Source organism: Janthinobacterium sp. 78, from assembly GCF_003096775.1.
Lineage (GTDB): Bacteria > Pseudomonadota > Gammaproteobacteria > Burkholderiales > Burkholderiaceae_D > Janthinobacterium > Janthinobacterium tructae.
Map to the genome: position 1 here is coordinate 4,295,377 of NZ_QENT01000001.1, position 25,861 is coordinate 4,321,237.

General features: G+C 61.9%; 23 protein-coding genes and 4 tRNA genes. 8 read left to right on the plus strand and 19 right to left on the minus strand.

Translation table 11 applies throughout. The features are described 5' to 3' along the window. Position 1 precedes the first annotated feature (1 nt). The 7 genes from C8C92_RS18820 to C8C92_RS18850 all read right to left on the minus strand — a co-directional run bounded on the left by C8C92_RS18820 (position 2) and on the right by C8C92_RS18850 (position 5,059). Positions 2–514 carry a DUF1993 domain-containing protein gene (locus C8C92_RS18820; protein ID WP_243420281.1) on the minus strand — a complete coding sequence of 171 codons (513 nt, stop codon included), beginning with the start codon at positions 512–514 and terminating at the stop codon, positions 2–4. Continuing rightward, on the minus strand, positions 511–1,014 hold the full coding sequence (locus C8C92_RS18825; protein WP_133250798.1) for a hypothetical protein: 504 nt from the start codon (positions 1,012–1,014) through the stop codon (positions 511–513). Before C8C92_RS18825 ends, C8C92_RS18820 begins: the two co-directional genes overlap by 4 nt. A gap of 70 nt (positions 1,015–1,084) precedes the next feature. Next, positions 1,085–1,960, minus strand: coding sequence for a PHB depolymerase family esterase (locus C8C92_RS18830; protein ID WP_116746032.1), 876 nt, complete (start codon positions 1,958–1,960; stop codon positions 1,085–1,087). Between the two features lie 73 nt (positions 1,961–2,033). Further along, entirely contained in the window at positions 2,034–3,257 is a 1,224-nt protein-coding gene (locus tag C8C92_RS18835; protein WP_116744933.1) for a HAMP domain-containing sensor histidine kinase, read from the minus strand. Continuing rightward, complete coding sequence (locus C8C92_RS18840; RefSeq protein ID WP_099763238.1) at positions 3,250–3,954, minus strand: response regulator transcription factor; 705 nt, start codon at positions 3,952–3,954, stop codon at positions 3,250–3,252. The genes C8C92_RS18835 and C8C92_RS18840 overlap by 8 nt, the downstream gene beginning before the upstream one ends. Next, positions 3,951–4,475, minus strand: a complete 525-nt coding sequence (locus C8C92_RS18845) for a GNAT family protein (protein WP_116744934.1) — start codon at positions 4,473–4,475, stop codon at positions 3,951–3,953. The genes C8C92_RS18840 and C8C92_RS18845 overlap by 4 nt, the downstream gene beginning before the upstream one ends. 20 nt (positions 4,476–4,495) lie before the next feature. Beyond that, positions 4,496–5,059 carry a GNAT family N-acetyltransferase gene (locus C8C92_RS18850; RefSeq protein ID WP_116744935.1) on the minus strand — a complete coding sequence of 188 codons (564 nt, stop codon included), beginning with the start codon at positions 5,057–5,059 and terminating at the stop codon, positions 4,496–4,498. Positions 5,060–5,200: 141 nt separating this feature from the next. Here C8C92_RS18850 and C8C92_RS18855 point away from each other — a divergent pair, with 141 nt between their 5' ends. From C8C92_RS18855 to C8C92_RS18865, 3 genes are read left to right on the plus strand one after another with little or no spacing between them, the layout of a single operon-like run. Continuing rightward, positions 5,201–6,784: a sensor domain-containing diguanylate cyclase gene (locus C8C92_RS18855; RefSeq protein ID WP_165829495.1), complete on the plus strand. Its 1,584-nt coding sequence runs from the start codon at positions 5,201–5,203 to the stop codon at positions 6,782–6,784. 8 nt (positions 6,785–6,792) lie between these two features. Beyond that, complete coding sequence (locus tag C8C92_RS18860; RefSeq protein WP_165829496.1) at positions 6,793–7,560, plus strand: CPBP family intramembrane glutamic endopeptidase; 768 nt, start codon at positions 6,793–6,795, stop codon at positions 7,558–7,560. Positions 7,561–7,569: 9 nt separating this feature from the next. Next, complete coding sequence (locus tag C8C92_RS18865; protein ID WP_116744938.1) at positions 7,570–8,220, plus strand: hypothetical protein; 651 nt, start codon at positions 7,570–7,572, stop codon at positions 8,218–8,220. A gap of 29 nt (positions 8,221–8,249) precedes the next feature. On the opposite strand, the gene C8C92_RS18870 is transcribed toward C8C92_RS18865, so the two are convergent. The 7 genes from C8C92_RS18870 to C8C92_RS18900 form a co-directional block, all read right to left on the minus strand. After that, positions 8,250–9,725 (minus strand): fibronectin type III domain-containing protein, encoded by a 1,476-nt coding sequence (locus C8C92_RS18870; protein WP_116744939.1) that lies wholly within the window; start codon positions 9,723–9,725, stop codon positions 8,250–8,252. 18 nt (positions 9,726–9,743) lie between these two features. Then, on the minus strand, positions 9,744–11,945 hold the full coding sequence (locus tag C8C92_RS18875) for a TonB-dependent receptor plug domain-containing protein (RefSeq protein WP_116744940.1): 2,202 nt from the start codon (positions 11,943–11,945) through the stop codon (positions 9,744–9,746). A gap of 11 nt (positions 11,946–11,956) precedes the next feature. Continuing rightward, positions 11,957–13,114 (minus strand): methanobactin export MATE transporter MbnM, encoded by a 1,158-nt coding sequence (locus C8C92_RS18880; protein ID WP_099763230.1) that lies wholly within the window; start codon positions 13,112–13,114, stop codon positions 11,957–11,959. Positions 13,115–13,232: 118 nt separating this feature from the next. Beyond that, positions 13,233–14,933: an MbnP family copper-binding protein gene (locus C8C92_RS18885; RefSeq protein WP_099763229.1), complete on the minus strand. Its 1,701-nt coding sequence runs from the start codon at positions 14,931–14,933 to the stop codon at positions 13,233–13,235. Positions 14,934–15,179: 246 nt separating this feature from the next. Next, the gene (locus C8C92_RS18890) at positions 15,180–15,563 is read right to left on the minus strand and encodes a DUF2946 domain-containing protein (protein ID WP_099763228.1); all 384 of its coding nucleotides are present in this window, start codon (positions 15,561–15,563) and stop codon (positions 15,180–15,182) included. Between the two features lie 141 nt (positions 15,564–15,704). Next, entirely contained in the window at positions 15,705–16,850 is a 1,146-nt protein-coding gene (locus tag C8C92_RS18895; RefSeq protein ID WP_116744941.1) for an alpha-hydroxy acid oxidase, read from the minus strand. 92 nt (positions 16,851–16,942) lie between these two features. Beyond that, complete coding sequence (locus C8C92_RS18900) at positions 16,943–17,899, minus strand: phytanoyl-CoA dioxygenase family protein (protein ID WP_116744942.1); 957 nt, start codon at positions 17,897–17,899, stop codon at positions 16,943–16,945. 115 nt (positions 17,900–18,014) lie between these two features. Between C8C92_RS18900 and C8C92_RS18905 the strand changes: the two genes are divergently transcribed. After that, positions 18,015–18,887: an AraC family transcriptional regulator gene (locus C8C92_RS18905; RefSeq protein WP_116744943.1), complete on the plus strand. Its 873-nt coding sequence runs from the start codon at positions 18,015–18,017 to the stop codon at positions 18,885–18,887. A gap of 55 nt (positions 18,888–18,942) precedes the next feature. On the opposite strand, the gene C8C92_RS18910 is transcribed toward C8C92_RS18905, so the two are convergent. The 4 genes from C8C92_RS18910 to C8C92_RS18925 all read right to left on the minus strand — a co-directional run bounded on the left by C8C92_RS18910 (position 18,943) and on the right by C8C92_RS18925 (position 19,571). Further along, a tRNA-Arg gene (locus tag C8C92_RS18910) sits at positions 18,943–19,019 on the minus strand. A gap of 161 nt (positions 19,020–19,180) precedes the next feature. Then, positions 19,181–19,257, minus strand: a tRNA-Arg gene (locus C8C92_RS18915). 78 nt (positions 19,258–19,335) lie between these two features. Then, positions 19,336–19,412 (minus strand) — tRNA-Arg (locus C8C92_RS18920). Positions 19,413–19,494: 82 nt separating this feature from the next. Continuing rightward, positions 19,495–19,571, minus strand: a tRNA-Arg gene (locus tag C8C92_RS18925). Between the two features lie 426 nt (positions 19,572–19,997). Here C8C92_RS18925 and C8C92_RS18930 point away from each other — a divergent pair. Beyond that, positions 19,998–22,478, plus strand: coding sequence for an ATP-binding protein (locus C8C92_RS18930; RefSeq protein ID WP_116744944.1), 2,481 nt, complete (start codon positions 19,998–20,000; stop codon positions 22,476–22,478). A 309-nt stretch (positions 22,479–22,787) separates the two neighbouring features. After that, positions 22,788–23,771, plus strand: a complete 984-nt coding sequence (locus C8C92_RS18935; RefSeq protein ID WP_096236234.1) for a diguanylate cyclase — start codon at positions 22,788–22,790, stop codon at positions 23,769–23,771. Positions 23,772–23,843: 72 nt separating this feature from the next. Here C8C92_RS18935 and C8C92_RS18940 read toward each other — a convergent pair whose 3' ends face one another. Further along, positions 23,844–24,239 (minus strand): hypothetical protein, encoded by a 396-nt coding sequence (locus C8C92_RS18940; protein WP_116744945.1) that lies wholly within the window; start codon positions 24,237–24,239, stop codon positions 23,844–23,846. A 310-nt stretch (positions 24,240–24,549) separates the two neighbouring features. Here C8C92_RS18940 and C8C92_RS18945 point away from each other — a divergent pair, with 310 nt between their 5' ends. Both C8C92_RS18945 and C8C92_RS18950 read left to right on the plus strand, forming a co-directional pair. After that, positions 24,550–25,263 (plus strand): ATP-binding protein, encoded by a 714-nt coding sequence (locus C8C92_RS18945; RefSeq protein WP_116744946.1) that lies wholly within the window; start codon positions 24,550–24,552, stop codon positions 25,261–25,263. Between the two features lie 50 nt (positions 25,264–25,313). Then, complete coding sequence (locus tag C8C92_RS18950) at positions 25,314–25,829, plus strand: DUF6265 family protein (RefSeq protein ID WP_133250799.1); 516 nt, start codon at positions 25,314–25,316, stop codon at positions 25,827–25,829. Positions 25,830–25,861 lie beyond the last annotated feature (32 nt).

Genomic DNA, 25,861 nt, shown 5'->3' on the forward strand with positions numbered 1-25,861 from the left:
ACTACGGCGCGGCGGGATGTTCAAAGCTGAAACCCGGCGCATACGCATGATAACCGTCGAAATCGCCCTTGCCGATGGCGGCACCTTGGCTGCGCGCGATCGCATACGCCATGCTGAAGTGAAAATAGAAATTCGGCAGGATGTATAAATTCAAATATTCATCGGCCGGCAGCGCAATGTCGGCAAAGCCGGCGCGGTCGCGGCAGAGGCGCTCAGGCGGCCCGTCAAAACGTTCGGCGGGAATATCCTTGAGGTAGCGCATGGTCTGCGCGATCTGTTCCTGCAGGCTGGCGGCGGCGCTGAAATCGGCCACGTCCAGACCCGCCAGCGGGCAGCAGCCGCGCAGCGAAAAGCTCACGGCCGCGCGCACCTGCTGGGCGAACGGCAGCATGTCCGGGTGCAGACGCGCCGCCAGCAGTTGCGGCGCCGTGCCGGTCTTGTCGAGCATGGCGGACAGCTGCGCCAGCGAGCGGCAAAAAATGGCGGCGGGGTTGATACGCATCGGCTCCGTCATGACTGGCCCTCCTGTGCAGTAGCATCCTGGAGCGCAACCTTCTTCAGCACGCGGATCAGCCGGCGTTCATGGCGGCCCACGGCGTCCCAGTCCCAGGCGTCGGTCGGGCCGAATGCCGGGTAGTGGCGCTGCCATTTTTCCGCGCGCTTCTGCGAATTGGCGCCCACGTTCGAGTCCAGACCCTTGCCGCCGGACAAGCGCAGGTACACGCGGATGACGCCCCAGCCTTCGCACACGTAGCGGTAGCTGAGACCATCGCACTTGGCGGGGTCAAGCGCGATACGGGTCGGGGCAAAGTGTCCGCCCATATCCGGGTAATACACGGCCAGCAGCACGCAGCTGTCGCCTTCGGCCTCCAGTTTGGCCGCATACGCGCACAGTTCCGTGGCCGAATGAAAATGCAGCGTTTCCCGTTCCGGCGCCGAATACGCTTCTGCCACGGCTGCGCCGGGCTTGGCGAAGATTGCCTCGGCCATGGCCGCGATACCTGCTTCTGACATTGCCACCGTGCTCCCCCTCCCCTGATTTGCCGCATAGCACTGCAGCGATGGCCGCCATGCTAGCATGGCGTCAACGGCGATGGCGGCTGAAAAATTCCCACATCACCTCATTCGCGTCGATGGCGCGCGTGGTCTTGCCGATGGGCAGGCCGATATTAAACGCATCGGCGCCGGGCCACGTGTGGCCACCGTCCTTGATGGTGATCAAGGCCACCTGCTGCGCGCCATTGCCCTGCTCCACATGCGTCACTTGCGTATCGTCACCTGGCACGCTGGGCAGCAGGCGCGCCGCTGGCGCGGCGCCTTCGAGGCGGTTTTGCTTGCGCCAGTAGGCGAACGTGTCCTCGGCGGAGAGATAGCCGCCATCATTGCCCCCATACAAGACCACCTGGTCGGCCGTGCCCTGTATCAACAGCATGCCCACCGGCGAAGGCACGGTATGGTGGGTGATGACGGGCACGGGCATCGGCGCGCCCACGGAAGCGACGGCCGCGAACTGCTGCGGCAGCTCGGCTGCCAGGCGCAAGGCAAAGAAGCCGCCGCGCGACAGGCCCGTCGCATACACGCGCTTGTCATCGATGCGGTAATCCTGCTTGAGTTTACGCAACATCGCTTGCGTAAAACCTACATCATCGGTGCCCGCCAGGTAATCCATGCCAAAGCCCACGTTCCAGTCCTGCTTGATGCCTTGCGGATACACAACGATGAACCGGTGCCGCTCGGCCGCCGTGTTCATCTGCGTGTACAGCATCTGCTCGGCCATGCTCATGCCGCCGCCATGGAAATTGAATACGACGGGAAACGCTTGCTGCGGCTGACTTTGATAAGCGGCAGGCGTATAGACAATGTAGCGGCGTTTTTCGTCTTTGTGAACGAAGCTGGTCACTTGCGCCAGCACAGGAATGCCAGTGCACGCCAGCACCAGCAGGCTGATAAACAATTTCATGCGGCTTTCTCCGTTGATCAAGAGCTTGCAGCTTACGCAAGCGCCGGTGAAATCGCGGTGAAATCCGGTGACTTTATTGCGCCCGGGCTGGAACGATGGTGACACGGTACTGCCTCTCGCCGGGATGGAAAGCAATCTCCCAGCGCATGGCTTGGGCCAGGCGCAGCAACAGGTTCTGGCCATGCGCAAAACCGTGGACGCGCCGTGGCTGGCCCGCCGGCACGGTATTGCCGATGCTCAGGCAGCCTTGCGCAAACGTAATACTGATGCGGCAGGCCGGGCCGCCATGGAACAGGGCATTGGCCAGGCAATTATTGATGAGCAACATCGTCAGCTGCCCGTTGCCGACCACGTCCAGCCGCTCGGGCAAGTCCAGCGCCAGCAGACTAGCATCCCAGGTGGAATCTTCCAGCAAGCGCAGCAGGCATTGCTCTATGCAGCCGCGCAACTCCACCACCTCGCCCGGCAACTGCTCGGCCCGTGCCAGCGCGAACAACACGTCGATGGTGGCGCGCATGTCGTCCGTGGCTTGCTGCAGCTGCGCCTGCTCCTCCCCGCCCAGGGGCTGCGCAGTCGCCAGCGCCAGCGTGTTGTGCATCAGGGTCAGCGGCGTGCGCAGTTCGTGGCTGACGTCGCGGGTAAATGCCTGTTCGCGCTGCAAGACCGCCTGCAGTTCGGCAAAGGTGGTTTCCAGGCGGCGCGCCAGGAAACCGATCTCGTCGGGGCGATCGCGCGCGCTGAAATGCACGGCGCTGCCGGGCGCCAGCTGGCGCGCTTCCTGGGCCAGTCTCTGCAAGGGCCGCACGAGACGCCGCGCCAGCCAGTAGGCCAGCAGCAGGGCCAGGGCGATCAGCGCCAGCGCCACGCCAGCGACGACACCGCCCACTTCCTGCGCCAGGCGCGACACCACCAGCACGGGTGCCACGTCAGCCAGCAGATACACGCGCTGCGGCGGGCCAGCGGCAACGTGGTCCAGCGCCAGCACGTGATAATGCTGGCCTGTCGTCGTGAACACCTCCCCGCGTGGGGCGGACGGCGGCACTTGCGCACGTACCGCCTGAGGCAAGTCAAGGTAGCTGCCATAAACCGTGATGAGGTCGCTGCCGGACGGCGTCAGCTTGCCGTGCTGCTGCCAGCGCATGCTGACGGCCGCCGCTTCACGTTCGAGCAGGCGCTGCACCAGCATGTCTTCCGTCACGTACGCGATCACCAGCGCCAGGCCCGTGTAGCACAGGCACAGCAGGACAGTGAAGCCGGCCAGGGCGGCGAACAGCTGGCGGCGGATCGACTTAGCCATCGCAGGGCGCCGCATCGAAGGCAAGGCGGTAGCCCAGCTGCGGGATGGTCACCAGCACGCCCGCCACGCCTGCCAACTCCAGCTGCTTGCGCAGCGCGTAGATGTGCGATTTGAGCGCGTCGCTATCGGGCGGCTGGCTGCCCCACAGCTGCTGCAGCAGGGCCGAGCGCGACACGGCGTGCGGATGTTCACGGCACAGCAGCAGCAAGATTTTAAAGCCCGTCTGCGTCAGCGGCAGCGCCGCATCGCCAACCAGGGCGCGTCCTGCGCGCGTCTGCAAGGTGAAGGGCCCCACGCGCATTTCCTGGTGCACGTGCAACTGGTGGCGGCGCGCCAGCGCTTCGCAGCGCAAGGCCAGTTCGCGCAAGTCGAAGGGCTTGGTCAAATAATCGTCGGCACCATCGCGAAAGCCGCGCGCCTTGTCTTCATAGGCGTCGCGCGCCGTCAGCATCAGAATCGGCACATTGCTGGGCGCGCCCGCCTTGATGGCGCGGCACACCTGCAAGCCGTCGATGTCGGGCAGGTTCAGGTCCAGCAGCACCACGTCATAATTGTTGCGCGTGGCCAATTGCACCGCCAGCGCGCCCGTGCCCGCATGGTCCGTCTGCCAGCCCAAGCCGTCGAGGAAGTCGAGCACCTGACGCGCGATCGCCAGGTGGTCTTCCACCAGCAAAATACTCAGCGGAAGCTTGCTCATGGAACGCCGGCAAGACGCGCATACAGCCAGAAGTTGCCGGGTCTTCCACGAATTTGCCGGTAACAGCGCAAATAACCTTCCCGCTCGAAAGCGCAGCGTTCGAGCACGCGGATCGAACGTGCATTGCTCTCCAGTACGGTCGCCTGGATGCGCAGCAAGCCCAGACGCTGGAAGCCCCAGTCCACGACAGCGTTCACGATGGCCGTGGCCACGCCCTGTCCCCAGACGGCGGGCGCCAGGTCGTAGGCGATTTCCGCCGTGCGGTGCTGCGGGGAAATGGCATTCAAGCCGATGGTACCCACCAGCTGGCCGCCGTCGCGCAGCACCACGGCCAGGCGGATGGGCGAGGACGGCTGGGCCGATGCATAGTCATCGAAATGGGGCAGCAAGTCGTCGATGCTGCGCAAGTTCCAGCTCGTGTGCTCGACGACAACAGGGTCGGCCAGGTAGGCATACCAGACGGGCGCGTCGCTACGCTCCAGGTGGCGCAAGGTCACCAGGGGATGATCGGTGAGCGGCAATCGCGGCGTCCCGCAGCGGCTCACGCGGCGCCCTTGCGGCGCGCTTCCCACGTGCGCCGCAGCAAGCCGTACAGGGCCGTATCGCTGACGTGGCCGCCCACGATCCAGCGTTCGGGCAAGAAACCTTCCTGCTTGAAACCCTGGCGTTCCAGAGCGCTGGCCGAAGCCGTATTGAGCGGATCGATATCGGCTTCCAGACGGTTCAGGTCGCGCTCGATGAAGGCGTATTCCAGCAGTGCCGACAAGGCTTCCTGCATATAGCCCTTGCCCCAGTGCGGGCGCGCCAGTGCATAGCCGATTTCGGCACGCCGGTTCTGGCGGTGCTCGGAAAACAGGCTGCAGCTGCCCATGTATTCGCCCGTCGCCTTCAGCTCGACGGCAAAGCGGAAGAATTCCTCTTTCTCGAAAGCGGCGATGTCTTCGGCAATCTGGCGCGTGGCGCGGCTGGCATCGGTCCACGGCGGCTCGCTGAAATAGCGCATCACTTCGGGGTCGGCATGCATGGCGAATTGGGCCGCTTCATCGGATGGCTGCGGCTTGCGCAGGATCAGGCGTGCAGTGGTGAGGATTTTCGTGTAGGCCATACAACTCCAAACAAAGGTTGAGACGGGCAATGCCTATTATTCCATGCAACTATAACGATGTGGCAACTTTGTGGCTTTGCTTTTTAATGTAGTATGGCAATATTTTCGACCATATCATTGATGCAACTTCATGATCCGCTTATGCATGCAGTAAAAGAAGCAGCACATACCGACGCCGTCCCGGCGCAGTTCGAGGTCTTGAGCAAACACAAGCGACCCGTGATCGTCTGGGCCAGCATCGCCTTCTTTTGCATGTGCGCCATGCTGCTTGGCATGACTGTCTGGATCGTCTGGTCTTCGCATACGGTGCGCCTGCGCGAGGCCAGCACGGCGACAGAAAACATGGCGCGCGCCCTGGCGACGCAAGCGTACATGGAACTGGAAGTCGCCGATGCGATGCTGGAAGATATTGCCGAACACGTCCGTAATGAAGGAAATAATGATGCTACCGGAGAGCGGCTGCAATCGCATCTGCAGCAGTTATCGAAAAATATCGTGGAAATTGCCGGCGTCTTCATTTTCGACAGCCACGGAGCCTGGCTGGCCAGCTCGTCCGGCGCCGGACAGGACGGCAACAATGCGGACCGTGACTACTTTACTTATCACAAGACGCATGCGCAGCTGGGCAGCCGCATCAGCGCGCCCGTGCGCAGCAAATCGAGCGGGCAATGGGTCTTGCCCGTATCGCGCCGGGTGGAATTGGCGGACGGCTCGTTTGCCGGCGTGGTGCTGGTCACCCTGGGACTTGCCTCCTTCGAACGCATCTACGATAGCCTCAACCTCGGCAAGACGGGCACGGCCTTCTTTGCCCTGGACGACGGCACCTTGATCTACCGCCGGCCATTCCAGCCTGGCGTCATCGGCATGGATATTTCTTCGGGCGCACTCTTGCGCACCTACCGCGAAAAAGGACCGGTCGGCACGGCCATGATGACGGCGAAGGTGGACGAAATCGAACGGCTGTACAGCTATCGCCACCTGCAGCGCTTTCCCGTCATCGTGGCGGCGGGGCTATCGGAGGAAGATATTTTTGCCGAGTGGCAACGCGTGAGCATGCAAATCGTGCTGGCGTCACTGGTTGCGGGCGCGGCACTGATCTACCTGTTCCGCAAGCTGATGCGCCAGATTGCCATACGCGACCGTATCGAGGCGAACCTGCGCTCGGCCAGTACGCAATTGCAGCGCGCCAACGCGGATCTGGCGGCGCGGGCCTCGCGAGACGGCTTGACGGGACTGGCCAACCGCCGCTGTTTCGACGAAACCCTGGCGCATGAATTGAAGCGCGCCCAGCGCAGCGGGCACGAAGTATCGCTGATCATGCTCGACGTGGATTTCTTCAAGAAATTCAACGACCAGTATGGCCACGTGGCGGGCGATGAATGCCTGCAGGCAGTTTCCGGCGCCGTGGCGCGCAGCGTCGGCCGGACCGAAGACCTGGCGGCGCGCTACGGCGGCGAAGAATTCGCCGTGATCATGCCCGGCACGGGCGCCGCGGGGGCGCTGAAAGTCGCGCAAGCCATCCGGGCCGCCGTGGAAGCGCTGCAGATTCCCCACGCGGCCAGCGCGAACGGCGTCGTGACCGTCAGCCTGGGCGCGGCCACAGTCCAGTCCGGCCAGGAGCATGGCACGGATAGCAGCAAGCTGATACGCCAGGCCGATGCCTTGCTGTACCAGTCGAAAAACACGGGCCGCAACCGCGTCAGCGGCGGCGTGCCAGCAGCATGAGGCCGCCCATGTTCAGGAAAAGAATCCACCTCACCATGCCGCTCGCCATCGGCGCCCTGGCCATCTGGCTGGGCTTGAGCATGGCAGGCCGCTGGCTGGAAGCGGCCGGCTACGCCTTGCCGGGCACAGCCGTCACCGGGCGTATCGGCCTGTCGTGGGCGCTGGCCGCCGTGTTCGCACTGGCGCTGCTGCTGGCGTCAAGCGGGCGCCGCGAAGCGGGCCTGGGTGCGCCGCAGCCATGGAAAACGCTGTGGCTGGTCTTGCCACCGCTGCTGTATGCCTTGCTGATGTTGCTGCTGGCCTGGGCCGGCGGCTGGCCGCAGCCGCGCGTGCTGCTGATCGTGGCGTGCAATGCGGCGCTGGTGGCCATCTCGGAAGAGCTGATGTTCCGCGCCATCTTGCTGCAAGGCATGCTGGACCGCTACGCCGTCTGGCCCGCCGTCCTGATGTCATCGGCGCTGTTCGGCCTGGCCCACTTGGCCAACGGCCTGGCCACGGGCGACGTCAGCGGCGCCCTATGGCAAGCCGTCGCCGCCACCCTGCAGGGCGTCGGCTATGCGGCCATCCGCTTGCGCACCCGCTCGGTATGGCCCATGGTCCTCGTGCATGGACTGTGGGACTACGCGCTGGTGACGGCCACCTTGCCAAACCCGGCCGAAGATGGCGCGTCCATCCTGCCGACTATCGCCCTGCTGGCCGTGCTGCCCCTGTGCCTGTATGGCGTGTACCTGCTGCGCCCCAGCCAGAGGGCGGCCATATCTCAACTGCAACGATAAGGAAGGTGCATGGCATTTTTTTCACGTGAGTACGAAGTGTTCCTGCTGCTGGCCGCGCCTGATGCAGCGCCGCTGTGGCAGGCGGCGCAATGGGCGCCGTTTGCCGCCAGCCTCGATGGTCTCATGGCGCAGGCGCGGGGCAAGGCCGGCGTGCGCAGCCATCAATACAATCCCAAGGGCAAGCCGATTCCCTTTGGCCGCCTGGGCTGGGACGCCAAATCGCACGCCAAGTGGACGCACACACCGCAGACGACCGAGGCCCGCTTCATGAGCCTGGAAGCATGGGCGCCCACCTGGACCGTCTGCGAAAAAGACGACCAGGCGCCCGATGTGTTCCTCGCGCTGGCCAATGAATCGCTGCTGGGGCGGGCCGGCAAGCCCCTGCAATTCGGCCAGCGCCTGGTGTGCGCCATCGCCACGGATATGGGGACGGAGGCGGCCGCCACCTTGCGGCAAGCCCTGGCGCAACTGGCCGCGCAGCAAGATGCCGTCGTCTTCGCCCACACGCGGCGCCAGTGGGGCCGCGCCGCGTACGGAGGCTTCACGGGCGCCATTCAGGATATGCTGATCGGCGGCCTGTTCCAGCCCGACGACCCGCATGCGCGGCCGCTCGATGCGGCCACGTTCCGTGAAACCTGGAGCCGCATCGCCCCGCATTGACAGCGAGGTAGCGTGCTGGCGCCAGCAGCTTAAGGTTTTTTGGTGATTTTTTGGGATACCGGATAGCCACTCATCGTGCCAACAGCGCCATAACCGGCCACCGTGGTTCCGGTCATGCACACGGCACCCATCATGCCGCCCGGAGCGCAGTCGGCATACGCCAGCTTGTTGAGCTGGGCTGGCGTCAGAGGCGCCAAGGGATTGTCGGTGTTGACGAAGATCATGGCATAGGCATTGCCCGGGTTCTGCGCCGCTTTGGGGAAGCCTGCATACACACCACCGATGTCCACGCCAGCCTGGGGTGACCACCCATCGCCACCGGACATGCTGGAGAACGTGCTGGTATTGCTGTTCAAAAAGGTGGTGACCAGGACCCCGCCCAGCGCAGCGTCCGATACCGCAGACAGCTGATTGTTCAGCGGCAACCAGACCATGTTGTCCGCCGGGTAGGCCAGTTGACTGCCGGTCATCGATTCGCTCAGGATGCCATGCAGATTGAGCACCGTTCGGGTGGTCGAATTGAAAGTGAATGAGCCGATGAAGATCGAATCACGCGGCTGCGTATCGGGTTCGTAGAACGTTTCAACAACGTTGTAGTTGGTCAGCACGTCGCTCGCGGCAGACGGCGCGCCCTGACCGATACGGTTGCTCGCCATCACCTGGAAGGCGTAACCGCTGCAGGTGCTCGGACAAGTGACGCTCACCGGCGATGTGCTTGCTGTCGCGGTGATGCCTGCCGGAATGGAGGTCACGGTATAGCCGGTGATCGGGCTGCCGCCACTGTCCGTTGCGCCAATGCTGACAGTGATTTCATTGATGGCGTTGGCCACGGTCGCCGTCACTCCGGCAGGCGCACCCGGCACAGTGATACCGGACGGCACTGAAACAGGCAGACTCTGCATCGCCTGCGGCGCCGCGTGATAGTTGGCATCGCCGGCCTGATCGGCCGTGATGGTGCAAGTGCCTGCCGCCAGGCTGGTCACCAGGCCCGACTTCTCGTTGACTGCACACACGGAAGGCGTGGCGCTGTTGAAACTGACCGCCAAGCCCGAGTTGGCCACGGCGGAGACCGTGGCGGTACCGAGCCAGCTCAGTTCCGGCGCGGCCGCAAAGCGGATGGTCTGACTGGGATTGACGACGACGGGGATGGTTTGAATCGCTTGCGGCGCCTGGGCAAAGGTGGTGTTGCCAGATTGATTGGCGGCAATGCTGCAGACGCCGGTGGCGAGCGCGCTCACGACACCGGTGCTGCCATCCACGGAACAGACGGTGGGCGTGGTGCTGCTGTAGCGTATCGGCAGATCGGAACTGGCCTTTGCCACGACGGTTGCGCTGCCCGGCAATTGCAGCGTGATGGCCGCGCCAACAAATTGAAGCGTCTGTGGCCGCGCTTCGATGGCCGGGCCATCACCACCGCCGCCACAGCCGGCCAACAGCGATCCGCTGAAGGCGCTCAGGACGATGACACGATGTATTTTTTGCCAATGGATCCAAGTGATTTTCATGATTTTTTATGTCCTATTTTAAAAGTGCAGGTTCAGTGCGATATTCATCGAGCGGCCTATGCCGGGAATGGGTACTCCCCATGGGATGCCATTGCTTGTCATCGACGCGCCCTGGCCGACATACGCGCCGCCCAGCGGCATCGCGTAGAAACGGTCGAGCGCGTTTTCGATGCCGATATCGAGTCGCGCATGCTGCCATTCGTAGCTGCTACGCAGATTGAGCAAGCCATACGCGCCCGTGCGCATTTCGTTGCGCACCTGCGACACGTTCTTTTTGGCGGCAACCCATTGAAACTCGGCGGTATTGCTCCACGCCCCCAGACTTTGCACTAGTGCCAACTTCACGTTGAGCGGCATGATGTTGTACAGATCGTCGCCCGTGGTCCGGTTCTCGCCCCGCACGTAATTGAGCAAGCCCGTCCCTGTGACGCTACCGAAAGCGGCAGTCTTTCCCAGTCGCAGATGGGCAGACAAATCGATGCCGTACAGCCGGGCAGATTGATTGGCATACTGGAGCAGCACAAAACCCGTCGTGGCGGCCACGTTGGCGGCACTGCACTGATTGAAGTCGCAGCGTCGCGCATCGATGTAGTCTTGTACGTAGGTGGCGTAGCCGGTCGCCGTCAAGCCCCATTGCTGCGCGTCGGCCCCCTGCCAGTTGCCGGTGACGCTGACGCTGTGGGCCACTTCCGGTCGCAGGTCGACATTGCCGACATAGCCATTGCCATCGCCGACGAAATTATTCATCAATGCCGCCATCGGCTGTGTCGACCAGGGGTAGCGCTGGTAAAGGCTGGGCGAACGGGATTTGCGCGCATAGCCCGCCTCGTAGTGTTGCGTCGCGTCCGGCGTGTAACGGGCGATGGCGCTCAGGTCCCAGTTGTGCTCGGTACGCTTGCGATCGAGCGCATTAAACGCGGCCGCTTCGTTGCCCCACAGACCGGCCAAACCGTTGTCGTAGCCCTGCACCGGGGCCGCATTCGTCCTGACAGTGGTGCTGCGCACGCCGATTTGACTGAGCCATTGTGTATTCCAGGACGCTTCCCATTCGCTGTAGACATCTATTTTGTTGCGCTGACCGTAGTCGACGTTCCAGTAGGCATTGGGGCCCATCGTGCCGCCGACCGCCGGCCACCAGTCGTACAGCGTGTACTGCTGATACTCTGCACCGAGTCGAACAATGTCGCGCCCGGACGACAGGATGCTGCCCTGGATCGTGGCCCCTCGGGTTTTCCCCTTGGAGTCCATCGGCATCCCATAACCATAGGCGTAGCGGTCCGGCCCCATGTCCATGTTGTGCCGGGTGTCTTGATCGTAGAGACGCGCCTCCAGTTCCCCCCACTGATAGCGCCCCGTGTAGCGCAGGTTCAGCAGCGTGTTCTGGTTGCCTGTCATGTCCATGCGCTGGTTCGGAAACCCCTCGAAGCCGACCGTCTGCCGGCTCACGCTCAGCTGAAGCAGATGCTCTTCGTGACGCAGTGCCAGTGCCAGCTCCTGATTCTTTGATCCGGAATACGCACTGGAGCCGACAACATTGCCTGGAATTAAGGGACCGTTTTCACGGCCTCGGGTGACGGCCTTGAAGTCCCTTGCAGCCTTGTAATTATCTGCTTGCGAGCGGGAGCCGCTATACGACAGGTTGACATCATGTCCCACCCAGGTGGCGCCGATGTTGTATCCCTTGGCATTGGCATTGCTGCGAAAAAAAGTACCCGCCTGCCCCTTGGCAAAGGCGGGCTGTCCGGCCTCGGCAAACTCGGGCGGCGCGGACTTGACCTGGATCGTGCCGCCGATGCTGTCGCCGCCGACGCTGACCGGCGTGATGCCGGCATACACGGTGATGCTGCCAACCTTGCTCGGATCGATGTAGGAAAGCGCCGAATTCATGTGATTCGGGCAAGCCGCCATGAGATCCATGCCATCGACTTGCACGCGTATCCGGTCGTCCGCCAGGCCGTGAATGGCCGGCAGACTCGAGATGGCACCCGCGCCGTAAAGGCTTACGCCGGGAATGTTTTGCAACAGGCGCGCGCTGTCGCTGGTGGCGGCGCGCAGTTGTTGCAAGTCCTGGCTCGCGGCACTCGGCTTTGTCGCGCCCAGAGGGTCGATTCTCGGCGCGGTGAGGACGATCACATTCAGGATTTTTTCCTCCTGGGCGATGGCCGCCAGCGGCAGTGCTGCAAGCAGCGCCGCGATGGTGTTCAATGAAGATTTGATCATGGTCGCTTCGCTTAAATGTCCATGTTGGAAGGGTCCGAGAACCGGGGATTGCTCAGAAACTCGGTATCGGTCAGGGTCTTGAGGAAGGCGATGATGTCGTCCTGTTCGGCGCGACTGAGCGTGATCTTGTTCAGACGAACGTCCTTGTTGGGGTGCTTTCTGCCGTCCCCCTGGTGCGGACCGTCTGCAATATCGCGTCCGCCTGCGGCATAAACAGCCAGGACTTGCTCCAGGGTAGCAATCGAACCATCGTGCATATAGGGCGCCGTGACTTCGATGTTTCTCAGGCTGGCCGCCCGAAACATGCCCATGTCTTCGGGTTTGCCGGATAGTTCGGCAATGCCGCCATTGCCCGCAGGATAAGCACCATTGCCACCCACGTTGTACAGTCCCGTATTGTGGAACTGCCTCTTCACGTGTGTGGTGTCCGCTGAAATGACCTGGTCATTGAAGTTGAAACTGCCATGACATTGCGAGCATTGCGCCTGGTTGGAAAAAAACAGCACACGGCCGCGTTCTTCCTGTTCCGAGAGCGCTGCTTTTTTCAGCAGATATTGATCATATTTACTGTTTGCAGAAATCATTGCCCGCTGAAAAACAGCGATCGCCTTGACGATATGCTCGAGTCGAATCGGCTCGCCTGGAAAAGCCGCCTGGAAGCGCTGGACGTCGTTGTCATCGTCGTTGAAGCGCTGCAAAATGCGCACCAGCGTGGCATCGTTCACCCCCATTTCCAAGGGATCTTCTCCCAGCAAAGGGACCATCATCTGGTGTTCCATGCTGACCAATGAATAATTGGCCCAGGTAAAGAATGGGTGGTAGGCCGAGTTGGCCAGGGTCTGTGCGCTGCGCAGCGTCGGCATCCCGCTTGCGCCTATCGAGACGGCTTTGCCATCCGTAAAGGCCAGGCGCTGGAAATGGCATGAGGCACACGCCATCGTGCCCTTGCCCGACAGTTTTTTGTCATAAAACAGATGACGACCGAGCTGGAATTTTTCTTCCGACATCAGATTGTCCGCAGGCACGCGTGGGACGGGAAAATGTGCCGGCAAGTTCCATTGCCAAGTTGCAAGGTGCGGCGCGCGCGATTGCGCCCAGTAAAAAACCAGGCCCGGCAGCACGATTGCCGCCACGGCAAACAACACGTATTTTTTGAGTGTGGATGTCATTTCAAGTAGCCATGCATGGCGATGTCAAGTCATCACCGCCATACCCGACAGACGTACAGCGGTCGGGTACGGCGGTGACAAGCCTCACCCGTCACAAGGATGAGGGCCAAGTCACTGTTTACTTCACGATAAATAGTGTCTGAGAAGCACCGTCATTGATGGGCAAGCCGGTCGTTTCCGCAAGCTGGAACTTGTTGAAGAAACCGGCAACGACCTTGTTGCCGCTCAATTGGCCGGGAGTGAGCGTGGCGGGCAGCGCCGGCGTGGCAGCCTGCTTGCCGGACATCCAGGTTTTTGACGTACTCAGGTCGAGTCCGGCGAACAAGGCGCTCAAATCCAGCGCGATTTTTTGGTTTGCCGGATTGAAGCTGGCAAATTTGAAATGCGGACGATTCGGGCTGGAGCAGTTGGTGATGCGACCTTGAATCGGATCACCGACACAGCCGGTAGACCCCAGATGGACAAGGGTGTTAACCGATCCCGCATTGGCCGTAAATTCAATTTTGGTGAATTTACGGCCACTTTGCCATGACCAGCCCATCGCCGCATTTTGCAGCGGAAGTGGCGTCGCCTTGATGCTGCCATTGTCAAAAGCTTGCGCCGCGTAGCTATGGTTCAGCGGCGCCACGGTGCTGCTGCCATCGGCCGACAGTACCGGCACGCCGAGCGTGAATGCGATACCGACATAAGTGCCAGGAGCCACATTGCCGGTCAGTGCGGTGTAGGTGGCCGTCGAGCCGGCACTGCACCCCCCGCTAGCATCTTCAAAGTCAAGCAGGGCGACATTGCGGCCTTGATTGCTGTTTTCAGTCAGCACCAGCGGGGCATAGTTACCGGCGGCATCAATCAGCGCGACGCCGGAAACATAGAAACGCAAATCCTTGATTTTTCCCACCGTGCCCGCGCCAGCATTGGCCGAGCCCAATGACAGGTCGGTGGTGCAAGCGCTGGTACCGACTGCGGTGGCGCCATTGACCACATCAAAGTTGATCTTGACTGCCTGGGTGGCGTTGGCCGCGATCAATTTGTTGCCTGCAATTGCCGCCTTCAAGGTGCTGACGCCGGCCACACTCGCAGCGCTGACCGCGCCATGGTCAAACAAGGCTCCCGGTGTGGCTGCATTGGCGACGGCTTGCGTCAGCAAGACCGACTCGGCCTGTTGTACCAGGACAGCTTGTGTCGCCTTGTCGGTGGACGCGGTGGTCGAACCGACTAATTGCTTGCCATCTTTCAACACCGTGGCCAAGGTCCTGGCCGCTTCGTGCGTGCGGACATAGTCGTTCTTCTGGTCAGCGGCGGTGCCCTTTTTCAGCACATAGTTTTCCAGCGCACTCACCCCCACGGTGGTGATGCCCAGCGACGCCACGACTGACGCATCGGCCTGTGCAAGCGAATTACCGGCACGTACCTTTTCTTGCACCAGCGTTGTCATGGGGCTCACGAACGACGCACCAGCAGGTGCACTGAGCGTAAATGGTTTGCCTACAGCGACACTGGTATCCTGGTCGACGGACGTTGCGGGTACTTCCGCCACGATCGGATATTTGCTCTCGTCACCGGCCGTAATACCGGTCAGCGTATAGGCGCCGTTGGCATCGGTCGTGGCCGAAGGCTCGCCCACATCCCCTATTCCGTTGTTGTTCAGGTCCAGATAGACCTTGACGCCGCTCAAATAGCCATCGGCAACCACGCCCGACAAGGATGTGGTAGCCACCGGGGCAACCGGCGTGGTGGCATCGCTGCCGCCCCCACAAGCGGTCAGAACTGCGGCGGCGACCAGGCTGCCGGCGGTGATGCTGGTTTGGAATGATGTTTTCATTTATAGATATTAAATAGACAATTAAAAAGGCGGATTGAGGCCGCAGATCGGATCTGAAAATCCTGAACCTGTTTCACATGCCGTTTTTCGACATGACGTCAAAAAACACGGATGCCAGCATGGCAAGCGCAAGGAAATTGACAATGATCGTGATTGTTAACCCGATCGGCATGGCCGATGGCTGCAGATGCGACTAGGCATGCCGGCGCGCCCGAACCATACGGGAACGCTGGCCATCAAAGGTCATCAGCAGGTTGCGGGAGGGTCGCGCGGATGGGCCGCGGACCAGGAGAACAAGGGGGAGGGAGAATGGTAAAACAGTGCCGGAAACTGCTCATGCCCGCCGTCCAGCGCAAACGATGGCATCAGTGGCAAGGGCAAGGCGAAGGTATCTGCATGCGTCATGCAAAACGGACAGTGCTCCAGATGGTGCAGCGGCGATTTTTCCGTCGCGTCCGGTGCTGCCTGATCGACGGCAACCCATGTCGTTCCCGTGGCCGAGCAGATTTCCATCATGTTCGATGGCCCGGCGGACAAGGCGTGGGAAATCGAAGGTGCGAGCGCATTGAGCAGGATCGCCAGACAAGCGATCCAGATCTGCAGCCGTTTTCTTCTTAAAAATTTCCCCATGGATGGAATTATAACAAGCAGATCCTGGAAATATTATTTTTTTTAGCACGGAAAATCAAGATTTTTCCATGCCGGCGCGCGTACGCCCAGGCAACGCGACTGGCGCCGCGCCCGGGAAGATGGTCGCTTCAACTTGAAAACTTAAAACGTCCCCGGCAACAAAATCTTCTTGTCCACCTGCTGCAAGTCGCGCAAGCCGCAAAAGGCCATCGTCAAGTCGAGTTCATTGCGGATGATGTCCAGGCACTTGGTCACGCCCGGTCCGCCCATGGCGCCAAGGCCGTATAAAAACGGGCGGCCGATGTACACGCCTTTCGCGCCCAGCGCCACGGCCTTGATCACATCCTGGCCCGAGCGGATGCCGCCATCCATGTGCACTTCGATCTGGCTGCCGACGGCGTCGACGATGGCGGGCAAGGCTTCGATCGACGATTGCGCGCCGTCGAGCTGGCGCCCGCCGTGGTTCGAGACGATCAGCGCGTCGGCGCCGCTGTTGACGGCCAGGCGCGCGTCCTCCGGGTCCATGATGCCCTTGATGATGAGTTTGCCGCCCCAACGCTGCTTGATCCATTCCACGTCCGCCCACGACAGGCTCAGGTCGAATTGCTGCTGCGTCCAGGCCGACAGCGACGACATGTCGGACACGGACGTGGCGTGGCCGACGATGTTGCCGAAGCCGCGCCGCTTTGTGCCCAGCATGCCCGCCACCCAGCGCGGCTTGGTGGCCATGTTGATGATATTGGCGATGGTCAGTTTCGGCGGCGCGGACAGGCCGTTGCGCAAGTCCTTGTGGCGCTGGCCCAGCACCTGCAAGTCCAGCGTCAATACCAGCGCGCCGCACTTGGCCGCCTTGGCGCGGTCGATCAGGCGGTTGATGAATTCGCGGTCTTTCATCACGTACAGCTGGAACCAGAACGGTTTTGTCGTGTTCGCCGCCACGTCTTCGATCGAGCAAATGCTCATGGTCGACAAGGTGAACGGCACGCCGAATTTTTCAGCGGCCTGGGCGGCGAGAATTTCGCCATCCGCATGCTGCATGCCCGTCAAGCCCGTGGGCGACAGGGCCACCGGCATCGAGACGTGCTGTCCGACCATGGTCGAGGCCAGGCTGCGGTTTTCCAGGTTGACGGCCACGCGCTGGCGGAACTTGATCTTGGCGAAATCGCTGTTGTTGGCGCGGTACGTCGATTCCGTCCAGGAACCGGAATCGGCGTAGTCGTAAAACATGCGCGGCACCCGTTTCTGGGCCAGCACGCGCAAGTCTTCGATGCAGGTGATGATACTCATGCGTTTCCTCGGTCGATGGCAAGTCGAACCATGATCGTGCATTTGCCCGCAATTGTCTATCCGGCAGGCAAGACTGGCGGACAGAACGTGGCTTACCAGTCGCGCGCGCCGAGGATCTGCTCGCCCAGCGCAGTCAAACGCGCCTGCGGATAGCGCAGCTTTTCCTTTTCCTCGGGGTCGCCGGGGAATGCGTAGCCCTGCGGCGCGCTGCGCTCGCGCCAGCTTTGCACCCTCCAGTCGCGCAAGGCTTGATTATCTTCCTGCGCGGGCGTGAAGGAAATGTATTGCGCCAGGCGTACCTGGTCCGTGGACGTGTTCGGGCGGATGCCGTGCGCCAGCAGGCTGTTGAAGATCAACAACTCGCCTTTTTTCATGGCGATGAATTCCATCGGATACGGCACCGTCGCCAGGTCCGGCTGCCACGGGTTGCGGTCAAGCGGCACGCTCTTGCGCCACGCCAGCAAGTTGTTGAACAGCTCCGGATAGCACTGGAAACCGCCGCTCTCGGGCGAGGTGTCGGACAGGGCCAGCACGCCCTGCACGTTGACGGGCAGCGGGTCGAGCGTGGTATCCGCATCCCAGTGGATGAAGCCGCCAAACTTGCGCTTGCCATGGTTCGGCGTGTTCAGGTTGGCGCGGTCGATGGTCACCCACAAATCCTGACGGTCCCAGATGTCGACGAAGGCGTCATATACCCGTTGGGTCTGGCGGTTATCCCACAGGGTCTGGTGGTGATAGGCCTCGACCATGCCGGAACCGTTGAGTTCCTTCATCGCGTGGTCGCGCAGCTGGTCCCGGTTCCAGGTGGCAGGATCGTGCTGGTTCAGTCCCTGGAACTCCCACAGGAAATCCGTCGTGCGCCGCACCTGTTCGGGCGACACGGCATCCTTGACGATGACGTAACCATAGGTTTGCCAGTGCAAAAAGTCGCTGTCGGACAGCACGCGCAGGGGCAGCTGTTTCTCGATGTCGCGCAACTGCGTTTGTTCCGTGTAGGCCACGGACGGGTTGCCGGGACGGTCTTCGCCGTATTGATATTTGTCTTGCATCGCTGTCTCCTGTGTTGGTGTGAGACAGATTGTGCGATGGCACGGCGCCGTAAAATGCGCGCCGTGTGGCCAATACTGATACTATCCTGACCATTCATCCGCTTCAAACGTCACAATGACGCCTTTATTCGAACAAGTCACGATACCGACGGGCCACTCCTGGGGCTTGCTGTGGCGCGAACTCGACACCATTCCCTTCATCTGGCATTACCACCCGCAGTTCGAACTGACCCTGACCGTCAATGCGCGGGGACAACGCTACATCGGCGACCACCTGGGCGACTTCGAGCCGGGCGACCTGGTGCTGCTGGGGCCGAATTTGCCGCACACCTGGTCGGCCAGCGAGCGCATCGACGGCGCGCAGCCGATGCTGGCCGTCGTCGTGTGGTTTTCATTGGAATGGGTGGAGCAGCTGGCGGCCTGTTTTCCCGAGTTGCACAGCTTGCGGCAACTGGCGTCCCGCGCCGGCCCTGCCCTGCATTTTTCAACGGACACGAGCGCGCGCAGCGCAGATAAACTGCTGCAACTGAATGCCCTGCCCGTGCCGCAGCGCTTGCCGCTGCTGCTCGACGTGCTGCTGGACCTGGCGGGAGATACGGGGGCGCGGCCGCTGGCCTCGATGGCGCAGGCGCCGCTGCCCGATGGGCAGCACAAGCGCATGGCCGGCGTGTTCGATTTCATGCACGCGCATTTCCGGGAAGAAATCGCACTGGAAAGCCTGGCGCAGCGGGCGGCCCTGTCGCTGGGCGCCTTCCACCGCTGCTTCAAGCGCCACGCGCATTGCACGCCGGGCGAGTACCTGGCGCGGCTGCGCATCGGCCGCGCCTGCCAACAGCTAATCGAAAGCAATCTGGCCATCGCCGTCATCGCGCAAGAGGCGGGCTACCGCAACCTCGCGCATTTCAATCGCCAGTTCCGCGCCGCCAGGCACGTCACGCCGCGCGCGTTTCGCCGGCAATACCGGCACGCCACCAGAATGGCGACATAAAGCGTCCGGACAACGAAAAAGGGGATCAGATTTTACAATCTGACCCCCAATATTCTGGTGCGGCTGGCAGGAATTGAACCCACGACCCCTTGGTTCGTAGCCAAGTACTCTATCCAGCTGAGCTACAGCCGCCTAAGACAAGATTATAGCAGGGCTTTGCAGAATGGCAAAGGGCGCAGTGCGGATATTTCACAATTGCCCAGGCCGCCAACATGGCCGCTGCCCGCCCGCTGTCATGACGAAAAAAAACCCGGAAAGCGAACTTTCCGGGTTTTTTTCACTACTGCTGATACTGGTGCGGCTGGCAGGAATTGAACCCACGACCCCTTGGTTCGTAGCCAAGTACTCTATCCAGCTGAGCTACAGCCGCAAACTCTGACACACTTCGCAGGACGGCGCGAAGCTTGAAACTTTCATCAAAACGCAGCGAACTGCGTTTTTGTAATACTGGTGCGGCTGGCAGGAATTGAACCCACGACCCCTTGGTTCGTAGCCAAGTACTCTATCCAGCTGAGCTACAGCCGCAAAACTTCGACAACATTCCATTAACAACATGGAGGTGAAACTTGTTACAACAAAACCAGGCAAAGTCTGATTTTCAGTATTCTGGTGCGGCTGGCAGGAATTGAACCCACGACCCCTTGGTTCGTAGCCAAGTACTCTATCCAGCTGAGCTACAGCCGCGCAGGCAAACATTATAGCGTATTCATTTCGCTTTGAAAAGTTCGATTTTTCAATCGCTTAGCTGATTTTTGCAGAATACCGCCTCGCACCATCAGCCACCTTTTCACCGCAGAAAAGCGCACGCCTTTCATCGATGGACACAGCTGCTTTCACAGTGGCATCCAGCGCATCGAGAAGTTGCTGTCTCGAAAGAAGCGGGATTATAGGGACTGCCTTCCCGTCTGTCCAGTGCTATCTGCAGGCGGCACGCAAGCGTGCGGTGGCGGCGCGCCGCTTGGAGCTACAATACCAGTCAGACAGGGGCGCTCGTGTCTCCGCTCATGCATGACGGCAGGCTATTCCATCATGACCCACTCACTGAGCTTGGCGACGGCGGCCCAGCGGGGCACCAGCCCGTGCGGCAGACTCACCGTTGCAGGATTTCCGATGGCTAAGCATGACCACAAGCAAGATCTGCTCCCCTCATCAGCGCCGCTGAGCCTGTCAGACGAGCGCCTGGCCAACTTGCTGGAGAGTATTACCGACGGCTTCTGCCTGCTCGACCACGACTGGACCATCCGCTACATCAATACGCGCGGCGCCGACATGCTCGCGCCGCAGCGTCCGCCCGGCAGCCAGCTGGCGGGCAGCAGCCTGTGGCAAGCCTGCCCCCACTTGCAGGGCACGGAACTGGAAGTGCAGTACCGGCGCAGCATGGCGCAGCAGCACAGCTGCAGTTTCGAGCTGCTGTATCCCCCGCTGGGACGCTGGCTGGAAGTGCGCATCTTCCCGTCCAGCGAAGGCTTGACCACATATATCCAGGACATCAGCCAGCGCAAGGCGGCCGAGGAAAGCTTGCGCCACAGCGAAGAAGACTTGCGCGCGCTGGCCAACTCCATCCCGCAACTGGCCTGGATCGCCAGCTTCGACGGCACCATCGCCTGGTACAACCAGCGCTGGCACGACTACACGGGCACCCGCGCCGAACAGATGGCGGGCGAGGGCTGGAGCATCGCCTATGACGCGCGCTACCTGCCGCCCATGCTGCAAGGCTGGAAAGCTGCCTTGCGCGATGGCACGCCGTTCGAAATGGAGTTCCCCATCCGCGGCGCCGACGGCCAGTACCGCTGGTTCCTGACGCGCGCCAATCCCGTGCGCGACCGGGGCGGCCAGCTACTGCGCTGGTTTGGCACGAGCACCGACGTCGACCAGGTCAAGCGCGCGCAGGAAGCCTTGCGCGACGAGACGCGCGTACTGGAATTGCTCAACAACACGGGCGCGGCCCTGGCCGGCACGCTCGACTTGCCTGCCCTGCTGCAGGAAACCGTCGATGCGGCCACGCGCATCAGCGGCGCACGCTTCGGCGCCTTGTATTATGACGATGCGGGCGATGTCCACGACCACCCCGGCGCCCTGCCGGCGGCGCGCGCCGTCAACGGCATCAGCCTGCGCCAGGCCGACACCATCGCTGCGGAACTGCGCCAGGGACCGGCCATGCGCCAGAACGACTTGCTGGCCGCGCCCGACGCCAGCGCCGATGACGCGCCGCCGTTGCGCAGTTGCCTGAGCCTGCCCGTCAGCTCGCGCTCGGGCCTGTTGCTGGGGCGCTTGCTGCTCGGTCATCCGCAGGCGGGCATGTTCAGCGCGCGCAGCGAACGCATCGTCTCGGCCATCGCGGCACAGGCCGCCGTCGCGCTCGACAATACGCGCCTGTACGCGGCCGCCACGCGCGCCGCCGACGAGCGCAAGGTGCTGCTCGACAGCGAACGCGAGGCGCGCGCCGAGGCCGAGCGCACGAATCGACTGAAAGATGATTTTCTCGCCACCCTGTCGCATGAACTGCGCACGCCGCTGTCGGCCATCCTGGGCTGGGCCCAGGTACTGCGGCGCGGCACGCGCGACCAGGCCGACCTGCACCGCGGCTTGCAAAGCATCGAACGCAATGCGCGCGCGCAGGCGCAACTGATCGAAGACTTACTCGACATGAACCGCATCACCTCCGACAAGGTGCTGCTCGACCTGCAGCCTCTTGCGCCCGCCAGCGTCATCGCCTCGGCCATCGAAACCCTGCGCCCGGCGGCCGACGCCAAGCACATCACCATCCACAGCAGCATCGCCAGCGATGCGGGCACGTTCATGGGCGACCCCGGCCGTATCCAGCAAGTGATCTGGAACCTGCTGTCGAATGCCCTGAAGTTCACGCCGCAAGGGGGACGGGTCGATATCGGCGTGCGCCGCGAGGCGAGCCGCCTGGCGCTCACGGTGGCCGACAACGGCGTGGGTATCAAGAAAGACTTCCTGCCCCACGTATTCGACCGCTTCCGCCAGGCCGACGCCTCCACCACGCGTCGGCATGGCGGCCTGGGGCTGGGACTGGCGATCGTCAAGCACCTGGTGGAACAGCATGGCGGCACGGTCACGGCCAGCAGCGCCGGCGACATGCAGGGCGCCAGCTTTACCGTGCGCCTGCCACTGGGCGTGCCCACCGCTGCCGCGCGCCAGGCAGGCGATGCCCCGTCCGCCAGCCCTGACTTGCGCGGCGTCAGGGTGCTGCTGGTCGATGACGAAGCCGATGCGCGCGAACTGACGGAACGCATCCTGCGCGACAATCACGCCGAAGTGCACAGCGCCGCCAGCGTGGCGCAAGCGCTGCAACTGCTGGAGCAGGTGCGCCCGCATGTCCTGGTCAGCGACATCGGCATGCCCGATGCCGACGGTTTCGACTTGCTGGCGCAAATCCGCGCGCGCGCTTCCCCTGACGCCGCCCGCCTGCCCGCGCTGGCGCTGACGGCATTCGCGCAACCGCAGGATCGCCAGCGGGCACTGGCCAGCGGCTTCCAGGCCTGGGTCTCGAAACCGCTGGACCCGGTCGAACTGCTGGCGGCCGTGGCGCAACTGGCCGCGGCGCACGTCACGGCCCACCCTTGAAAAGATGATGCAAAGAAATACATACTGCAGAACAAAATGACTATTTCCATGGGTTGGCCTTCCTACTTCCAGACGCGGCACTGTCCTACAAGCAACTAAGCTGAAGTTTGCTACACTGAAATGCAGAAGCACCCCCTGCACGGCAGGCAGGAGACCGGCAGCCTTGGCTGCCATCAGTGGTAGAAGCGAGTTCAAGCGCTGTTGTGCGCCGTATCTTGTTGCAAGGCGCTACTATCTTTCCCACCGCCGTCAGCCGATCATCAGCGGTAGAAGCCAGCGTTGCATAGACCGTATTAACCGAGACCCTACATGCCCAGCCAAGATGAGATTTTGAAAGCCAAAATTTTGGTCGTCGACGATTCGCCCGACAATGTCGACCTGATGCTGGAAATCCTGCGCGATGCCGGCTATACCAATGTCACGGCCACCATGCGTCCAGCCCAGGTCTGCCCCCTGCACCGGGAGCATTGCTACGACCTGATCTTGCTGGATCTGCAAATGCCGGAACTGAATGGTTTCCAGGTCATGAAAGGCTTGAAGGAAATCGAGCATGGCGGCTACCTGCCCGTGCTGGCCCTGACGGCACAACCGAGTTTCAAGATCGCCGCCCTGGAAGCGGGGGCGCGCGACTTCATCAGCAAACCGTTCGACCTGATGGAAGTGCACAAGCGCATCCACAACATGCTGGAAGTGCGCCTGCTGTACAAGGAACTGGCGCAATACAGCAAGCAGCAGCAGGAACTGGCGCTGCACGACCCGCTGACGGGCTTGCCGAACCGGCGCCTGCTGGAAGACCGCATCGAACACACCTTGCAGCAATCGGCCCGCAGCCGCGGCAAGTCGGCCATCCTGTATCTGGACCTGGACGGTTTCAAGACCATCAACGACAGTTACGGCCACGGCTATGGCGACGAGATCCTGAAAATGGTGGCAGCCCGCCTGGTGGGCGCGTCGCGCAAGGAAGACACGGTAGCGCGCATCGGCGGCGACGAATTCGTCATCGTGCTGGGCAACCTGGCCGGCAAAGGTGATGCGCGTGAACCGGCCGCCAAGCTGATCGAAGTCATTTCCGAGCCGTATTTCATCAACGACCTGACCTTGCGCCTGTCGACCAGCATCGGCATCGCCATCTACCCGGACGACGCCAGCACCGTCGAATCCCTGCTGGGCGCGGCCGACACGGCCCTGTATGAAGCCAAGCGCGCCGGCAAGAACCGCTTTTGCTGCTCGCCCCACGAAGTGATCGCGTCGCAGGTCAACATGCAGAAAAGCAGCGTCGCCTCGATCGCCTGAACGTGCTTTTCGCGCGGCGCATGAAAAAACCGGCTGGCCTCACGGCCAGCCGGTTTTTTATGGCCGAAGGCGTTATTTCTTGCCAGCCGCCACTTCTTGCTGGCCCGCACGCTGGTGATCCGTTTGCGCATTCACGGTGTCCGGCGCCACTTCGATGCGCGTGATGCCGGCATCGACGGAGATCGGGTCGCTGGCGGGGAACGTCATTTCGACGGCATCGTCGAGCAACTCTTCCTTGGCCCGCTCTTCGCCGCTCATGCCCTCTTCATCGGCCAGGATAGCCAGCGCGCTGGCCCATTTGACGAAATTGAGGTTGGACAGTTCGCGCACGGTGTGCACGCCAAACGCCTGCTGCAAGGCCTTGGCGTCCTTGGCGCTGACGCCGCGCAGGGCGCTGATGGGCGCATTGACGATGTCGCGGAAGCTTTTGTCGGCATATTCCTGGTCGACGATGGTATCGATATTCATGGCATGTCCTTTCGTTTCAATAAGCGGGCCGGTGCTGCGCCCTGCGCCGCGGAGCGGCTATGCTGCATGGGGAGAATGCATGGCCCCACTATGGCAGTGCGCGGCGCCCCGGTATGTGCGCAGCCGTACGTAACGAAGGGAACAATTCCACCTGGCGCATACGATAATCTTGCCTATCATATAAAAATAATGGGAAGAGATAAAAATTGCCGAAAAGACAGAAATTTTCCATCCATGCGCCCCGTGATGAAATCCTCATGTATGATCCACCACTTGAATTTGGTCCACCTTTCACCATTCACGGGGCGCTATGTCCGCACAAACAGATCCGAACAAGGAAGCGGCCCAGGCCGATGCGGAACGCGCCGCCGATCTCAGCGAGTTGCTCGGCCATGTCAACACCAGCTGGGACAATGAACGGCGCGCCCTGTCGCGCCAGCTGCACGACAGCCTCGGTTCCTCGCTGACGGCACTGACCATGCACCTGTCGCTGCTGACGCAAAAAATGCCGCAGGAAGCGGCCTTGCTCGACCGTGCGGCAACCATGAAGCAATTGCTGCTGAATGTGATCGAAACCAACCGACAAATGCAGATGAAACTGTGGAACGACAAGCTGGAGTTTCTCGGCGTCAATGTCGCGCTGGGCGAGCTGGCCGCGCAATTTGCCGACCAGCACAAGATCGCCGTACGCTGCAGCCTGCCCGAAGATGAACTGATTTGCCCGCGCAACGTGGGCGTGGCCCTGCTGCGCACCCTGGAAGAAGCGCTCAGCAACATCGCCACGCACGCCAACGCCACAGAAGTGGACATCATCATCGACGACAACGACGAAGCACTGATGATGACGGTCAAGGATAACGGCGTGGGGCTGCCGGCCAGCGAACCCGTCGAAATGAGCAAGCACGGCCTGCGCTCCGTGCGCGAGCGCGTGCATTACCTGGGAGGCAGCCTGAGCCTGACAGCCAGCCCGCAAGGCGGCACGGCCCTGACCGTCGTCTTGCCGCGCATTAATCCGAAAGAATAATCCTTGCCAGGCGCCCTCATACGCTGAACGCTTCGACGACAGGAGACCGCATGCAACGATACGCAAGCACCATGCTGGCAGCGCTGCTGGCCATGAATACTGCCCAGGCCGCCGACAACACCGTGGCGCCGCCGGAGACGGTGGACAAGCTGGCCTGGCTGGCCGGCTGCTGGAACGTCGACGGCTCCGAACCCGGCTCCGGGGAACAATGGAGCACGGCCGCCGGCGGCACTATCCTCGGCACCAGCCGCACCGTCAAGGGCGGCAAGACGACGGCGTTTGAATTCGTACAAATCCGCCTGACCGAACCGGGCCAGCTGGCCTACATCGTGCAGCCGTCGGGCCAGCCGCCCGTGATCTTCAATCTGCTGCGCCAGGACAAGCCGAATGAATTCATCTTCGCCAACCTGGACAATGACTTCCCCAGCCGCATCCTCTACCGCCACGACAGCGAGCGCATCTTGCATGCCAGCATCACCGGCACCTTGAAAGGCAAGCTCACCACCATCGATTTCCCCATGACGCGGGGCCGCTGCGAAGCGGCACCCGTAGCGCGCGGCAAATAAGAAAAGGGGCCGCGAGGCCCCTTTTCGAGTTT

Bases quoted from the DNA above. Each gene is read 5' to 3' on its own strand.
- C8C92_RS18890 (WP_099763228.1), bottom strand. From the start codon at position 15,563: ATGGGGAAATTTTTAAGAAGAAAACGGCTGCAGATCTGGATCGCTTGT.
- C8C92_RS18835 (WP_116744933.1), bottom strand. From the start codon at position 3,257: ATGGCTAAGTCGATCCGCCGCCAGCTGTTCGCCGCCCTGGCCGGCTTC.
- C8C92_RS18855 (WP_165829495.1), top strand. From the start codon at position 5,201: ATGCATGCAGTAAAAGAAGCAGCACATACCGACGCCGTCCCGGCGCAG.
- C8C92_RS18870 (WP_116744939.1), bottom strand. From the start codon at position 9,725: ATGAAAATCACTTGGATCCATTGGCAAAAAATACATCGTGTCATCGTC.
- C8C92_RS18825 (WP_133250798.1), bottom strand. From the start codon at position 1,014: ATGTCAGAAGCAGGTATCGCGGCCATGGCCGAGGCAATCTTCGCCAAG.
- C8C92_RS18860 (WP_165829496.1), top strand. From the start codon at position 6,793: ATGTTCAGGAAAAGAATCCACCTCACCATGCCGCTCGCCATCGGCGCC.
- C8C92_RS18945 (WP_116744946.1), top strand. From the start codon at position 24,550: ATGTCCGCACAAACAGATCCGAACAAGGAAGCGGCCCAGGCCGATGCG.
- C8C92_RS18895 (WP_116744941.1), bottom strand. From the start codon at position 16,850: ATGAGTATCATCACCTGCATCGAAGACTTGCGCGTGCTGGCCCAGAAA.
- C8C92_RS18905 (WP_116744943.1), top strand. From the start codon at position 18,015: ATGACGCCTTTATTCGAACAAGTCACGATACCGACGGGCCACTCCTGG.
- C8C92_RS18880 (WP_099763230.1), bottom strand. From the start codon at position 13,114: ATGACATCCACACTCAAAAAATACGTGTTGTTTGCCGTGGCGGCAATC.
- C8C92_RS18840 (WP_099763238.1), bottom strand. From the start codon at position 3,954: ATGAGCAAGCTTCCGCTGAGTATTTTGCTGGTGGAAGACCACCTGGCG.
- C8C92_RS18850 (WP_116744935.1), bottom strand. From the start codon at position 5,059: ATGGCCTACACGAAAATCCTCACCACTGCACGCCTGATCCTGCGCAAG.
- C8C92_RS18885 (WP_099763229.1), bottom strand. From the start codon at position 14,933: ATGAAAACATCATTCCAAACCAGCATCACCGCCGGCAGCCTGGTCGCC.
- C8C92_RS18930 (WP_116744944.1), top strand. From the start codon at position 19,998: ATGGCTAAGCATGACCACAAGCAAGATCTGCTCCCCTCATCAGCGCCG.
- C8C92_RS18900 (WP_116744942.1), bottom strand. From the start codon at position 17,899: ATGCAAGACAAATATCAATACGGCGAAGACCGTCCCGGCAACCCGTCC.
- C8C92_RS18950 (WP_133250799.1), top strand. From the start codon at position 25,314: ATGCAACGATACGCAAGCACCATGCTGGCAGCGCTGCTGGCCATGAAT.
- C8C92_RS18865 (WP_116744938.1), top strand. From the start codon at position 7,570: ATGGCATTTTTTTCACGTGAGTACGAAGTGTTCCTGCTGCTGGCCGCG.
- C8C92_RS18830 (WP_116746032.1), bottom strand. From the start codon at position 1,960: ATGAAATTGTTTATCAGCCTGCTGGTGCTGGCGTGCACTGGCATTCCT.
- C8C92_RS18935 (WP_096236234.1), top strand. From the start codon at position 22,788: ATGCCCAGCCAAGATGAGATTTTGAAAGCCAAAATTTTGGTCGTCGAC.
- C8C92_RS18940 (WP_116744945.1), bottom strand. From the start codon at position 24,239: ATGAATATCGATACCATCGTCGACCAGGAATATGCCGACAAAAGCTTC.
- C8C92_RS18820 (WP_243420281.1), bottom strand. From the start codon at position 514: ATGACGGAGCCGATGCGTATCAACCCCGCCGCCATTTTTTGCCGCTCG.
- C8C92_RS18875 (WP_116744940.1), bottom strand. From the start codon at position 11,945: ATGATCAAATCTTCATTGAACACCATCGCGGCGCTGCTTGCAGCACTG.